The sequence below is a fragment of the Streptomyces sp. NBC_01723 genome (assembly GCF_036246005.1).
In the GTDB taxonomy this organism is placed as follows: Bacteria; Actinomycetota; Actinomycetes; order Streptomycetales; family Streptomycetaceae; genus Streptomyces.
In genome coordinates, this window is record NZ_CP109171.1 from 5,031,249 (window position 1) to 5,044,574 (window position 13,326).

The 13,326-nt window shown below is 72.3% G+C and carries 10 protein-coding genes and 4 pseudogenes; 8 read left to right on the forward strand and 6 right to left on the reverse strand.

Annotated features, from left to right (window positions below; all coding sequences use genetic code 11):
* Nucleotides 1–60 precede the first annotated feature (60 nt).
* Complete coding sequence (locus tag OIE75_RS23445) at nt 61–723, forward strand: RNA polymerase sigma factor (RefSeq protein WP_329472040.1); 663 nt, start codon at nt 61–63, stop codon at nt 721–723.
* The gene (locus tag OIE75_RS23450) at nt 723–1,835 is read left to right on the forward strand and encodes a hypothetical protein (RefSeq protein ID WP_329472042.1); all 1,113 of its coding nucleotides are present in this window, start codon (nt 723–725) and stop codon (nt 1,833–1,835) included. The genes OIE75_RS23445 and OIE75_RS23450 overlap by 1 nt, the downstream gene beginning before the upstream one ends.
* Before the next feature lie 131 nt (nt 1,836–1,966).
* Here OIE75_RS23450 and OIE75_RS23455 read toward each other — a convergent pair whose 3' ends face one another.
* The gene (locus OIE75_RS23455; protein ID WP_329472043.1) at nt 1,967–2,887 is read right to left on the reverse strand and encodes a L,D-transpeptidase family protein; all 921 of its coding nucleotides are present in this window, start codon (nt 2,885–2,887) and stop codon (nt 1,967–1,969) included.
* Nucleotides 2,888–3,136: 249 nt separating this feature from the next.
* On the opposite strand from OIE75_RS23455, the gene OIE75_RS23460 reads away from it, so the two are divergent.
* Both OIE75_RS23460 and leuE read left to right on the forward strand, forming a co-directional pair.
* On the forward strand, nt 3,137–4,735 hold the full coding sequence (locus OIE75_RS23460; protein ID WP_329472044.1) for an acyl-CoA mutase large subunit family protein: 1,599 nt from the start codon (nt 3,137–3,139) through the stop codon (nt 4,733–4,735).
* 71 nt (nt 4,736–4,806) lie between these two features.
* The gene (gene leuE / locus OIE75_RS23465) at nt 4,807–5,460 is read left to right on the forward strand and encodes a leucine efflux protein LeuE (RefSeq protein ID WP_307014744.1); all 654 of its coding nucleotides are present in this window, start codon (nt 4,807–4,809) and stop codon (nt 5,458–5,460) included.
* A gap of 13 nt (nt 5,461–5,473) precedes the next feature.
* Here leuE and OIE75_RS23470 read toward each other — a convergent pair.
* A pseudogene (locus OIE75_RS23470) lies at nt 5,474–5,656 on the reverse strand (aromatic-ring hydroxylase C-terminal domain-containing protein); the annotation flags it as partial.
* Here OIE75_RS23470 and OIE75_RS23475 point away from each other — a divergent pair.
* The 3 pseudogenes from OIE75_RS23475 to OIE75_RS23485 form a co-directional block, all read left to right on the forward strand.
* Nucleotides 5,623–5,760, forward strand: a pseudogene (locus OIE75_RS23475) (TetR/AcrR family transcriptional regulator C-terminal domain-containing protein); the annotation flags it as partial. The pseudogenes OIE75_RS23470 and OIE75_RS23475 sit on opposite strands and share 34 nt — an antisense overlap.
* A 189-nt stretch (nt 5,761–5,949) precedes the next feature.
* Nucleotides 5,950–7,082 (forward strand): annotated as a pseudogene (locus OIE75_RS23480) (RNA-guided endonuclease InsQ/TnpB family protein).
* 13 nt (nt 7,083–7,095) lie between these two features.
* Nucleotides 7,096–7,431, forward strand: a pseudogene (locus OIE75_RS23485) (TetR/AcrR family transcriptional regulator C-terminal domain-containing protein); the annotation flags it as partial.
* On the opposite strand, the gene OIE75_RS23490 reads toward OIE75_RS23485, so the two are convergent.
* Both OIE75_RS23490 and OIE75_RS23495 read right to left on the reverse strand, forming a co-directional pair.
* Nucleotides 7,416–8,411, reverse strand: coding sequence for a class I SAM-dependent methyltransferase (locus OIE75_RS23490; protein ID WP_329472045.1), 996 nt, complete (start codon nt 8,409–8,411; stop codon nt 7,416–7,418). The pseudogene OIE75_RS23485 and the gene OIE75_RS23490 overlap by 16 nt on opposite strands.
* A gap of 219 nt (nt 8,412–8,630) precedes the next feature.
* On the reverse strand, nt 8,631–9,515 hold the full coding sequence (locus OIE75_RS23495; protein ID WP_329472047.1) for a class I SAM-dependent methyltransferase: 885 nt from the start codon (nt 9,513–9,515) through the stop codon (nt 8,631–8,633).
* Nucleotides 9,516–9,817: 302 nt separating this feature from the next.
* On the opposite strand from OIE75_RS23495, the gene OIE75_RS23500 reads away from it, so the two are divergent.
* Complete coding sequence (locus OIE75_RS23500; RefSeq protein WP_329472048.1) at nt 9,818–10,906, forward strand: acyltransferase; 1,089 nt, start codon at nt 9,818–9,820, stop codon at nt 10,904–10,906.
* A gap of 62 nt (nt 10,907–10,968) precedes the next feature.
* Here the strand turns inward: OIE75_RS23500 and OIE75_RS23505 are convergent, their stop codons facing one another.
* Nucleotides 10,969–12,342: a polysialyltransferase family glycosyltransferase gene (locus tag OIE75_RS23505; RefSeq protein WP_329472049.1), complete on the reverse strand. Its 1,374-nt coding sequence runs from the start codon at nt 12,340–12,342 to the stop codon at nt 10,969–10,971.
* A gap of 3 nt (nt 12,343–12,345) precedes the next feature.
* Complete coding sequence (locus OIE75_RS23510; protein WP_329472050.1) at nt 12,346–13,311, reverse strand: glycosyltransferase family 2 protein; 966 nt, start codon at nt 13,309–13,311, stop codon at nt 12,346–12,348.
* Nucleotides 13,312–13,326: the final 15 nt, after the last annotated feature.

Consider the following 13,326-nt stretch of genomic DNA (forward strand, 5'->3'; position numbering starts at 1 on the left):
ACGACGGCGAGGACCACGTCCGCGAGAGCGGCGCCGGTTTAGGCGCAGAAAGGCTTCTCGGTGCTGGGGGACGACGCGGAGTTGACCGCCGCGCTGCGTGCGGCACAGGACGGGAGCGAGAGCGCGTTCCGGACTGTGTACCGCGCCGTGCATCCGCGGCTGCTCGGGTACGTGAGGACGATCGTCGGCGATCACGACGCCGAGGACGTGGCGTCCGAGGCCTGGCTGCAGATCGCCCGCGACCTGGAGCGGTTCGACGGGGACGCCGACCGGTTCCGCGGCTGGGCCGCCCGGATCGCCCGCAACCGGGCCCTTGACCACATCCGCATGCGCGGTCGCCGGCCCGCGATCGGCGGTGACGAGACGGAGCTGGCCGGCAGGCCCGCCGAGTCCGACACCGCGGGCGAGGCCATGGAGGCCCTGGCCACCGACAGCACCCTCTCGCTCATCGCCCGGCTGCCCCAGGATCAGGCCGAGGCCGTCGTCCTGCGCGTGGTGGTGGGCCTCGACGCCAAGAGCGCCGCCGAGACGCTCGGCAAGCGGCCCGGAGCCGTCCGCACCGCCGCGCACCGCGGCCTGAAGCGGCTGGCCGAACTGCTCTCCTGCGATGCGGAATCCGGCGGCGGGCTGGACGCCCTGCCGCCGCAGCGAGAACCGCGCGGTCGTGCGGTGACGTCCGCCAGTGTGACGCATACGCGTGCGCGGACGCAGAAGGACATGTGATGGCCGACAAGCAGGACAAGTGGCTGGACCGCGAAACAGCGGAGCTCTTGCTGCGCGGAGAGTCACCGGACGCTGTCCGCCCCACGGACCGCGAACGCGCCGAACGGCTCGCCCTGGCCCTGGGCGCGCTCTCCACCCCGCCCCCGCCGACCGCCGACGAACTCCCCGGCGAGGCAGCCGCGTTGGCCGCTTTCCGCAAGGCGTACGCCGAACGAACCGACCTCTCCGCGGGAGCTCCGGGCGCGCTCGCGACCGGCACCGCGACCCGGCCCTCCGACGCCGGTCTGGTACGGATCGGCCCGCCCGGCGACGGCCCCCGGCGCCCCGGCTGGAGCCGGCCCCTGCGGCTCGGCCTGGTCGCCGCGCTGACCGTCGGCATGATCGGCGGGGTCGCCGTCGCGGCCGGAACCGGAGTGCTGTTCGACCGCACCCAACCGGAACCCGGCGCCAGCGCCTCGGCCGCCGTGTCCCCCGACCGTCCGCTCCTCTCGCCCTCCCCGATGGACGGCGCGCAGGGCGGGGCGGTGCCCGACGGCACCCCCTCGGGCACGCCCGGCACGGACACCCCGGGCGACGGCGGCACCGCGGCGAACCGGAGCCCGGAGCGCCGGGACTCGGACGACCGGGGGACCGCCGGTGCCGACGCCCGGCGTTCCGGCCACGTCGCGATGTGCCGCAAGGTGCGGGCCGGCAAGGACGTCGACGGCGCCCACCGGCGCGCCCTGAAGGAGGCGGCCGGCGGCTCGTCGCGGGTCGGGAAGTACTGCAAGCACCTCCTCGCCGTCACCGGAGCCGACGGCCGGGACGGCGGACTCCGGACGGGTGGCGGCGACGGCGACGACAGGACCGACCGCCGCGACAAGAACGACAGGACCGAGAAAGACGCCAAGGACGACAGGGGCGACGAGGACGGCAAGGAGAAGGGCGGGAGGAAGGGCGACGACGCCAAGGACGAAGACGACGACGACCGCCGCGCCGCTCCGACCGGCCCCGACGCCGTCCGCCCCCAGCGGCACGCCTCCTCCGCCTTCCGCCCCCTGACCTGCGCTTTCACCGGCGACAGGGAATCGTGCCCCACGGGTGTGACACTTTCGGCCACCCGGGCGCAGTAATGAGTGAGCCGACTGGTCATCGGCTTCCGCACCGAGCCGGGGTTCCCCCCGTACCTGCGGCTCGTGCACCTGGCGCGGGCGGGACACGTTCCCCCGGTCCCGCCCGCGCCCCATTCACCCCGCCCCGCGCCTCACCGGTACACGACGACCTTGTCGCCGTTCCTCACCTGCGCGAACAGATCCTTGACCGCCGCTTCGTCCCGTACGTTGACGCAGCCGTGCGAAGCTCCCGCGTAGCCGCGGGCCGCGAAGTCGTACGAGTAGTGCACGGCCTGGCCCCCGCTGAAGAACAGCGCGTAGGGCATGGCCGTGTCGTAGAGCGTCGACCAGTGCTCGCGGGACTTCCAGTACACCTCGAAGACGCCCTCGCGGGTCGGTGTGCGCTGCGAGCCGAAGCGCACCGCCATCGTCGAGACGGTCCGGCCGTCGACCATCCAGCGCAGCGTCCGGCTCGACTTGCTGACGCACAGCACCCGGCCGGTCGTGCAGCGAGGGTCGGGCGCGGCGGCCGGCTGCCCGCCCATCAGGTACAGGTCCCACTTGCCGGGCTCGCGCGTCATGCCCAGCAGCCGCTGCCAGGTCACGGTGTCCGTCCTGCCCGTCCTCGACAGCCCGCGCTTGCCCTGGAAGCCGCTCACCGCGCGCTCGGTCAGGTCGTCGTACGTCCCGGTGGGCCCGTCGACCAGCCACTCGACCTGACGCAGCCGGGCCTGGAGTTCGCGCACGTCCCGGCCGGAGTCGCCGCGCGTCCACAGCACCCGGGCCGGGAGCGGGTCGGGGTCGGAACGAGGTTCGTCCGCACGCGGCTCGTCCGTACGCGGCTCGGGTGAACGTGGCCCGTCCGTACGTGGTTCACCCGACGGCGGCCCGCCCGACGGCCGGTCCTCGGCCGGCGTGTGCTTCGGCGGGGCGCCGGTGACGTCTATGCGCACCGGCGAGTGCCCCTTGCCGTCCGCACCCGTGCCCTGCACGGTGCAACCGGCCGCCACCAGCGCGGCCCCCAGGGCGAGGGCGGCCGCCCTCCCCGCGTTCCCCATGCTCGCCTCACGCATCACGGCCCCCCGTCGTCCCACGGCTCCGCACGGATGTCCCCTGAGATGTTCCCCGCGGATGACGCCGCCTGAACGGAGCGGCATTGTTGTGACCGGGACCGCTTGGAGGCTGTGAGCAAGGTCCCAGCGTGCGCCGCTCCACCGGTTGCGGGCGCGCGGATACAGTCCGTCGGAGGATCGGCCGTACTGGCGAGTAGGAGTCGGTGGTCCGGTCGGTTCGAACAGGTGCTCAGCGGGAGGCGACACACCATGGCACGCGAGTCGGGCAGTGCTCGGTCCACCGAGAGCGGACTGCCCATCGAACCGGTCTACGGGCCCGACGCCCAGGAGGGCTGGGACCCGGCCGAGCGGCTGGGCGAGCCGGGGAGGTACCCCTTCACCCGGGGTGTGTACCCGTCGATGTACACGGGCCGGCCGTGGACGATGCGTCAGTACGCGGGTTTCGGTACGGCGACGGAGTCGAACGCCCGTTACCAGCAGTTGATCGCCAACGGCACCATGGGTCTGTCGGTGGCCTTCGATCTGCCCACCCAGATGGGTCACGACTCCGACGCGCCGATCGCGCACGGTGAGGTCGGCAAGGTCGGTGTGGCGGTCGACTCGGTGGACGACATGCGGGTGCTGTTCGGCGGCATCCCGCTGGACCGGGTGTCGACGTCGATGACGATCAACGCCCCGGCCGCGCTGCTGCTCCTGCTGTACCAACTGGTGGCCGAGGAGCAGGGGGTGAGTGCGGACCGGCTGACCGGCACGATCCAGAACGACGTGCTGAAGGAGTACATCGCGCGGGGCACGTACATCTTCCCGCCGAAGCCGTCGCTGCGGCTGATCGCGGACATCTTCAAGTACTGCCGGGCCGAGATCCCGAAGTGGAACACGATCTCGATCTCCGGCTACCACATGGCGGAGGCGGGTGCCTCGCCCGCGCAGGAGATCGCGTTCACGCTGGCGGACGGTATCGAGTACGTGCGCACGGCGGTCGCGGCCGGGATGGACGTGGACGACTTCGCGCCCCGTCTGTCGTTCTTCTTCGTGGCGCGTACGACGATCCTGGAGGAGGTCGCCAAGTTCCGCGCGGCCCGCCGGATCTGGGCGCGGGTGATGCGCGAGGAGTTCGGCGCGCGTGATCCGAAGTCGCTGATGCTGCGTTTCCACACGCAGACGGCGGGTGTGCAGCTGACCGCCCAGCAGCCCGAGGTCAATCTGGTCCGCGTCGCCGTGCAGGGACTCGCCGCGGTTCTGGGCGGTACGCAGTCGCTGCACACCAACTCCTTCGACGAGGCCATCGCGCTGCCCACCGACAAGTCGGCGCGCCTGGCCCTGCGCACCCAGCAGGTCCTCGCCTACGAGACCGACGTGACCGCCACCGTGGACCCCTTCGCCGGCTCCTACGTCGTGGAGAAGATGACCGACGACGTCGAGGACGCCGTCCTGGAGCTGATGGCCAAGGTGGAGGAGCTTGGCGGCGCGGTCAACGCCATCGAGCACGGCTTCCAGAAGGGCGAGATCGAGCGCTCCGCGTACCGGGTCGCCCAGGAGACCGACTCCGGCGAGCGCGTCGTCGTCGGCGTCAACCGCTTCCAGCTCGACGAGGAGGAGCCGTACGAGCCGCTCCGCGTCGACCCGGCCATCGAGGCGCAGCAGGCCGAACGCCTCGCCAAGCTCCGCGCCGAACGCGACCAGGAAGCGGTCGATACGGCGCTGGCCGCGCTGAGGAAGGCCGCGGAAGGCACCGACAACGTCCTCTACCCGATGAAGGACGCGCTGCGCGCGCGGGCGACGGTCGGCGAGGTCTGCAACGCGCTCCGCGAGATCTGGGGGACGTACGAGCCCTCGGGCGTCTTCTGACGCCGTAGGGGCCGTTCCCGAACAGTGGAACACCTGGGCGGAGTTTCGTGACTTCGTGCGACACTCCGCCCATGTTCGGCGTCATCGATCTCCCCACCTACCTCGCAGGTCTCGCTCTGATCGTCCTGCTCCCCGGTCCCAACTCGCTCTACGTCCTCTCCGTCGCAGCCCGTCGCGGCGTGCGCGCCGGGTACACGGCCGCCGCCGGTGTGTGGTGCGGGGACACGGTGCTGATGACGCTGTCGGCCGCCGGGGTCGCCTCGCTGCTCCAGGCCAACGCGGTGCTGTTCGGGATCGTGAAGTACGCCGGTGCCGGATACCTCACCTGGATGGCGTTCGGCATGCTGCGAGCCGCGTGGGTGATGTGGCGTACGCGCCGGGAACAGGCCGCGCGGGACACCGACGTCCCCGCCGCCGGCGGCGACGAGCGGCCCTTCCGCCGGGCCCTGGTGGTCAGCCTGGTCAACCCCAAGGCGATCCTGTTCTTCGTCGCCTTCTTCGTGCAGTTCGTCGACCCGGGCTACGCCTATCCCGCTCTGTCCTTCGTCGTCCTGGGCGTCTTCGCGCAGGTGGCCAGCTTCCTGTACCTCAGCGCGCTGATCTTCAGCGGCACCCGGCTGGCCGCCGCCTTCCGGCGCCGCAGGCGGCTCTCGGCGGGGGCGACCTCGGCGGCGGGCGCGCTGTTCCTGGGCTTCGCCGTGAAGCTCTCGGTCGCGAGCGCGTAGCCGCCGGGCTCCGTCAGGGCCGGCCGAAGCGCGCGAGATGGGCGTCGAGGCCGGCGGGGGAGTCGCCCGCCCAGCCGACGTACCCGTCCGGGCGTACGAGGAAGAGGCCCGTGCCGCGTCGGGAGCGCGGCCGTCGGCCCGCGCCGCACTTCGCCGCGGTGGTCGACCGAGATGTACCGGCGGGTGGAGGCGGGGACCCCGCTCGATCCGGCCGACACCTGGCGGGAGCGGCTGCTCAAGACCAACCGCGGCCTGCGCGCGAGCCTGCTCGGCTACCGGCACGGCGCCAGGGTGTTCAACCTGGTCTTGCGAGGAACCCCAGGGCTTCACCTCTGGGAGGAATCGCATCCTTGCGGTCGCGGCGCGGAGCGGCCGGGTGTCGTCTCCGGCGGGGGCCGGAGATGGTGCGCACAGAGCAGGTTCACCCGGTCGGGTGATCAGGAGGGAACGTGCGGTGGATGGTCGTACACGTATGTACGTTGGGTGATCGTGAAGCTGACGGTGCAGGTGAGACTGCTGCCGACGCCGGTGCAGGCGGCGGCGCTTGAGGCGACCCTGCGTGCCTGCAATGAGGCGGCCACCTGGGTCAGTGGCGTGGCGTTCGAGAAGGACGTGAGGCGGAATTTCGCGCTGCGCAGGCTTGTCTACGACGAGGTCAGGGCCCGGTGGGGGCTGGGTGCGCAGGCTGCCCAGCATGTGGTCAAGAAGACGTGTGATGCGTATGCAACGCTGCGGGCGAACCTGAAGGCAGGCAATCTGGGGAAGCCCGGTTCGAAGCGTTACCGCCGGGCGGCCGGGAAACCGGTCTGCTTCCGGCCCCAGGGTGCGCAGCCCTATGACGACCGGATGCTGTCCTGGCAGACGGTCGAGAGACGGGTCTCGGTCTGGACGGTGGCAGGGCGCATCAAGGACGTGGCGTTCACCGCCTCGCCGGAGCAGCTGGCCACCTTGGCCCTGCACCGCAGAGGCGAGTCATCGTCAACATAGCCACCACATCGGACGGCGAGATCATGGCCGGACGCGAACTCAATCGTGCGCGCGTCCGAGAACGCGGCCTGCGCGCCAGGCTGCAGCGCAAGAACACTCCGTCCGCCAAGCGCCGTCTGAAGAAGCGGCGTCGCAAGGAGGCCCGTCGGGCCAGGGACGTCAACCACAAGACCGCGAAGCATGTGGTGGCCGAGGCAGAACGCACCGGTCGCGGGATCGCCCTGGAGGACCTGACGGGCATCCGCGAGCGGGTACGGCTTCGCAAGCCCCAACGGGCCACCCACTCCAGCTGGGCCTTCGCCCAGCTGGGGCAGTTCATCGCGTACAAGGCCCGCAAGGCGGGGGTGCCGGTGGTGCATGTCGATCCGGCGTACACCTCCCGCACCTGCGCCGAATGCGGGTACATCGACAAGGCGAACCGGGTCTCGCAGGCCTGGTTCGCGTGCCGGTCCTGCGGATTCGTTGATTACGCGGACCAGAACGGCTCCCGCAACATCCGCGCCAGAGCGTGGGAGTTGTGGCGACGCGGGGCCCCGTCAACGGCCCCTGCCCCATCCCGAACCCCTCGGAGTGGGACTGGACGCAAACGCAGCATCACCGCCAGCGATGCCCGTTGTGCAAACCCGGCGCCATAGCGCCGGGTAGTTGACCGGCTCACGCTTCACCGGCGCGGAGCACGCCGAGCAGATGGAGGACAGCCTGCGTCTGTTCACCGCCGCCGGGCTCACCCTCGCCCAGGCGGTGCGGGCCAGTACGACGGCGTACCTGTTCACGCTCGGTTTCGTCACCGAGGAACAGGGCGTCCAGCCGCTGCCCGACGAGCGCCGGGAGGGCTTCGACGTGGACGAACGCGCCCGCCTGCTGGCCGCCTACCCACTGATGGCCGCGGCGGGCGCGGAGATCTTCACGGACTACGAGCGGCACTTCGAGGAAGCGCTCGCCCTGGTGATCACGGGCATCGGCACGGCCTACGGCCTGGACTGATCCGAACGACGGGCCCTGGCCCGCCGCGCGGCCAGATACCGGCGCACCGCTCGGGTGACGATCGGCGGGAGCAGGTCCAGGGCCAGCCGGCGGGTCCGGGCGCGGGGGCTCGGCGGCCGGGTGGTCCGGGCCGTGCCGGCCGCCGGGCGCGGCTGGGTGGTCTGGCCCGGCACGGGCGCGGTGTCCGCCGGCGCTGCCGCCGGCTCCTTCGGCGCCGGGTACCGGGAGACCGGCAGCGGGGGCGGGCTCAGCCGCTTGCTCTTGGCGCGGGTGCGCACCAGCCGCTGTCCCGCGGCCCGCTCCACCGTCACGGCGATGTCGTCGCGCCCGCGCAGCGCGGCCAGCAGGGCCTCCTGCACCGGTTCCGGGTCGCCCCAGGTGCCGTACAGCTTCTGGCTGCTCAGGCAGACCGGGCGCAGCCCGCGGTTGAGCACCGCCTCCCAGGCGGCGACGGCGACGCCCGGGGTGTGCTCGCTGCGGAAGTCGTCGAGGACGACGATCCCGTCGGGCCCCAGCAGATCGCGGGCCGCGCCGATGTCGCCCTCGACGTGCTCGTACAGGTGCGAGGCGTCGATGTGGACGAAGCGGCAGCTGCCCGGCGCGACCTCGTCGACGATCGCGGAGCTGGGCGCCTGGACGATGGTGGGCAGGGTCTTGTGGAAGGAGAGGTAGTTCCGTTCGAAGGCTTGCCGGGTGAGGGAGGAGTACGACTTGGCCGCCTCCGCCCGGTTGGCCGCGTCCGGCGGCTCGGCCCCGAACAGGTCGCAGACGGTGAGCGTCTCGCCGTCCCGCAGCCGGTGCCCGAGCAGGATCGCGCTCTTGCCCAGGTAGGCCCCCAGTTCCAGCAGGTCGCCGCGGGTGCCCATGGTCTCCTGTCGCTCCAGGAACCAGGAGAACAGCACCTGGTCGAGCGGCCAGAACCAGCCGGGGACGTCGTTCAGCTCACCGGGGTACTTGTGCGTCTCTTGCGCAGTGGCCATGAGGGGAGGATGCCTCCTCCGAGCCGGAAATGGGGTCGGCGCGCGCGATCCGATGGAAGGAAAATCGCACGAATTGCTCAATGTGTCCGGGCGGGCACCGTCCGCAACCCGGGCGTCGGCGGCCGCTCCGAGAGCGCCGGCGAGGCCGCTGACGGCACCCTCGGACCCGCGGGTTCAGCGCGTCCGCCCTCACCCGTCCGGGGTGCTCGCGAACGCTGCTCAGGACGCCCGCAGGAAGGCGGAGTGGGCCGCCCTGCCCAGGTAGCTGAAGCGCGTGCCGTCCCGCAGGTGGTCGTCCAGGGCCTCCTTGATGCCCGGCCAGCTCGGGTCGCCGTAGTCGTCCAGGACGACGATCCCGCCGGGCGCGGCGATCTCCTCGGCCCACTGGAGGTCCTGGCGGACCCCCTTCGCCGAGTGGTCGCCGTCGACGACGATCACGCCGTAGGCACGGTCCGAGACGGCCGCCCGGGTCTCGGGGTCCTCGGAGTAGCCGCGCCGGATCCGGGCCTCCTCGCCCGCCCGGCCCGCGAGGGCGAGGTTGGTGCGCACGGCGTGCTCGTCGACCGGGGTGCCCGTCGGGTCGGGACGCACGGTGGTGCCGGGCTGGAGCTGCACACCGGCGAAGGGGTCCACGATGGTCAGGTTCGGGCTGCGGCCGTCGCGCTCCAGCATCCGGACCAGCCCGGTGGAGAACATCCCGTACAGCGTCCCTATCTCCAGGATCTCGTCGTTGGGCGGATCGAGCAGCGGGACGGTGGCGAGCTTGCCGCAGATGTTCATGGTGCCGCCCGCGATCCGGCCCACGCCCAGCGACTCCAGCGCGATCAGGAGACGGTAGGCCGTCGTGACGTTGCGGGTGGCCGCGGCACGGTCGCCGGACAGCGCCGCGACCTCGGCGCGCAGCCGCTCCAGCGGGCCCTCGGCCAGCACCCGGGACAGGCCCCGGCCGTCCGCGCCGAGCAGCACGTCGCAGGTCAGCCGGTGTGGAGTGGCCTCCCGGACCGCCGAGCGCACCCGACTGTCGATGCGCTGGTCGATCAGATCCGCCACGGGACGCAGCAGACGCCGGGAGACCGGACTGCGGAGCAGGGAACGGCTGTTCATGGGCGAACGACCTCAATCCGTCACGAAGGTGCAGGTGGGTACGTGGAACGCCAGTGGGGTGGGTGCGGCCAGACTAGGGAGGTCCTCGGCCGGACGCGCTGCCTCCGGACGGGCCGCGGGGAGAACTTCTGCGGAACTCCGGGAGGCCGTCGGATGACGTCTCCCGCCGTTCACCGGAAGGTCACGCACAGGTGGCCGATGTTCATCCGGCACGGCTTCCCGCCGCTCACGGCGCCCTCATAGCCTGCACCGATGTCCCCGCGCGTCCTACCCGGGAGTGACCACCCATCGCCGCCGAGCCCTTGACCGCCGCCGACTCCGTACGGCCCGCCGCCACCGCCGCGGCGCCCTCGCCCCCGCGCGTCCGGGGTGAGCACCGGTACGACATCGACCTCGTCCGCGTCCTGGCCTCGGTCGGGGTCATCGTCTGCCACGCCGCGGGCGAACTCATGAAGGCCGTGGACCGCAGCCCCGCGGGCGGCGGGCCCGTCTACTGGACCGCCCTCACCGGGGACGCGCTGAGCCGGTGCGCCGTGCCGCTGTTCTTCGCCATCGCCGGGTGGGTCGTGCTCAGCGGTGCGCCGCCCCGTGACGACGGGCAGGTCCGCAAGCGGCTGACCCGCATCGTCGTGCCGATGGCCGTGTGGACCGTCGCGTACCTCCTCTGGGACTGGGTGCGGGACGCCCACACCGACCCCGTGCGCGACCTCGCCCTGGACGCGGTGTTCGGCTCCGTGCGGCCCGCCTTCCACCTCTGGTACCTGTACGCGTACGTCCCCGTCATCCTGCTGCTGTCGGTGGCCGTCCTGGTCCGGGCCGGCAAACGGCCCTGGGGCGCGGGTGCCGCGCTGCTCGGCATCGCCCTCGCGCCGACCGTGCTCGGCGACCTCGGGCGCCTCCTCGACGTCCGGGTCCCGCCCTTCGCCTGGCAGTTCGGCGTCTACCAGATCGTGTACGCCGTCGCCGGGGCCGTCCTGCTCTCGCTGCCGGGCTCCGCCGTCGGCGGCCGGGGACGACGGCTGCTGTGGCTGGCCGGCGGGCTGTGCGCGTGGGCCGCGGTGGCCGTCTACGAGCACCGGGTGCACTTCCCCGGCCCGTACGCCTCGCTCGTGGTGGCGCTGCTGGCGGGGACCCTGCTGATGGCCCTCGACCGGATCAGGGTGCCGGAGCGCTTCCGCCCGCTCCTTGCCCGGCTCGCCGGGGCCTCCTTCGGGGCCTACCTGATCCACCTGATGTTCCTGGAGGCGCTCGCGCCGCGCGTGGTCGCCGCGGACGCGGGCTGGGCGGCCGCCGTGGGCGCTCTCGCCGGGCTGACGGTCGCGACGGTCGTGCTGTCGTTCGCCGCCGCCCTGCTGTGGACAGGGCTGCGGCTGGGCCGCTGGCTGGGCTGAGCGGCGGGGGCCCACGACGACGGCCGGGCCGCGGGCGGATGCCGCCCGCGGCCCGGCCCGGGTCACTTCTTCCCGGCGCCGCGCCGCACCGCCCTGCGCACCACCCGCCGGGCCCGCCGCACCTGGAGCCTCGCGCGCAACTGCGGGCGGCTGCCGGGCAGTCCCAGCTCCGTCAGCCGCAGCTCGGGGAAGTAGTGGGCGGGGGTGACGGCCAGTTGGGCGCGCAGCCACGCCTCGGTCGGCTCCCGCAGGTCCGCGTACGTCTTGGGCTGCATGCAGAAGCCGATCGCCCGCACCAGCGGTGACAGCGACTCCGGGGCCGCGCCGACGCGGGCCGGCTCCTCGCCGCGCTCCAGGTCGGGCACCAGGTGATCGATCACGGCCAACGGCACCCGGTTGCTGTTCGGGTACGGCTTGAGCCGCTCCATCACCAGCGCCGTCCCCACCCGGGCGACGGGCACGTCGTAGTAGGCCGAGGCGGTCACCATCGCCGTCGAGAAGCAGCCGACGACCAGCTCGGGCGCGCAGCGGTCGTACAGCGTCTCGGCCAGCAGCGGCGCGTCCAGCACGGTGAGCCGCACGCCCGCGTCCGCCGCCGCCTTGCTCAGGGCCGCCGTGTAACCGGCGGGGGCCGTCGGGTGCGGCTTGAAGACCACGGACCGGTGCCCGGCCCGCGCGGCCCCGGTGAGCATCCGGACGTGCAGGTCCTCCTCCTCCTGCGCGGTGAGGACGTTGATCGCCGCCAGGTACTGGCCGAGCAGCACGGCCGTCGGCTTCTCCCGGATCACCGGAGCCAGTTCGGAGTCGTCCGCCGCCTCCCGGGAGATCTCGTCGAGCACGGCACGAAAGGCGTCGTCGGGGACGATCTCGGGCTCGACGCCGTACTCGGACAGCAGCAGGGGCCGCAGCCCCGGGATCAGGTCCAGGTGGAGGAGGCGCCGGACGCGGCTCGCGATGGTCAGCGGGAGCTTCTCGCGGGTCGGGCCGTAGCTCATCAGGCCGTCGGCGTACACGTGGACGGCGCTCTCGGAGAAGATCGCCGCCAGCGCGCGGGCCGGGTTGACCTGGATCGACTCGACCGCCAGCTCGACCAGGTCCCGCTCGTCGATGCCCCAGGCGAGCCGGAAGGCCTTCTGCCACAGGGCCGTGTCGTTTCCGCGCGGGCCCCAGGCGCTGGGGTGGTGCGGGCGGATCGCCTCGTTCCAGCTGACGACGGAGTCGAACCGCGCGGTTATTCGCCCGTACCCGTGCATCTCGTCCAGCCGCAGCGCGGTCTCGGGTATGGCGGCGTTGTTCGAGACCAGCAGCACCCGCCGGGCGCCGTCGCGCGGCCCGAACAGGCCCGCGTCGAGCGCCGCGGCGAGGGTGGCCGCTCCGTACAGGGTGGAGACCTGGAAGATCTGGGTCCGGTGGGGCGTGGAGGTGGTGTGGGACATGGGTCAGGCAGCCTTCCGCCCGTCACGCAGGCGGTTGAGCAGCCTGCCGCGAGTCCTGTCGATGGTCCGGAGGGTCTCCTCCAGCACGTGCTGGGGCATGCGGTGCAGCGCGTCCCGCGCCTCCCGGCGCAGCCGCTGGGCCGCCGCCGACTCGTACTCGTCCACCTTGCCGAGGTGGAAAGCGATCATGGCGCAGTACGTCCGCACGGCCTTCGGCAGGAAGCGCTCGGCCTCCGGGTCCTTCAGCAGGTCCGCGAGGAGCATGTCGTAGGCCGGGATGAAGTCCAGCTGCCGGGAGTCCTTGATCTGGGTCAGCGAGGTGGCGACGCCGCGCCGGTAGAACACGCCGTGCAGACCGACGGACGCGTACGAGCGCGCCTTCAGGTGCAGGCGCCAGATCCACAACCGGTCCTCGGCGGTGCGCAGTTCGGTCGCGAAGCGCATCCCGCCGTCGGCGAAGAGGTGCCGGCGGTAGATCCCCGCCCAGACGAAGGGGTAGTCCACCATCGTCTCCATGTGCGGCGGCGCGATGCCGTCGCGCGGGTCCATCACGGTGTTGCGCACGGGCGCCGGCGGCCGCTTGATCACCCGCTCCCTGCCGGTGGCCTGCACGTGGTCGGTGCGGGCGAAGTCGCAGCCCAACTCATCCATGCTGCGCACGAGTTCGGGCAGGTAGCCCGGCCCGTACCAGTCGTCGCCGTCGAGGAACGTGACGTACTCGCCCCGGGCCGCGTCGATTCCGCTGTTGCGGGCCTGCGCTATGCCCCGGTTGGTCTCGTGCCGGATCACCCGGGTGTCGGAGCGTCGCTCCGCCCAGCGGTCGATCACCCATGACGTGGCATCCGTGGAGCAGTCGTCGACGAGCAGGAACTCGAAGTCCGGGTCCGCGTTGTTGGCGAGACTTCTCAGAGTGCTCTCGGCGAAGGTCTCCACATTGTGCATGGGGACGACGACGGACAGTTTCGGCACGCGGGCCTCTCACGC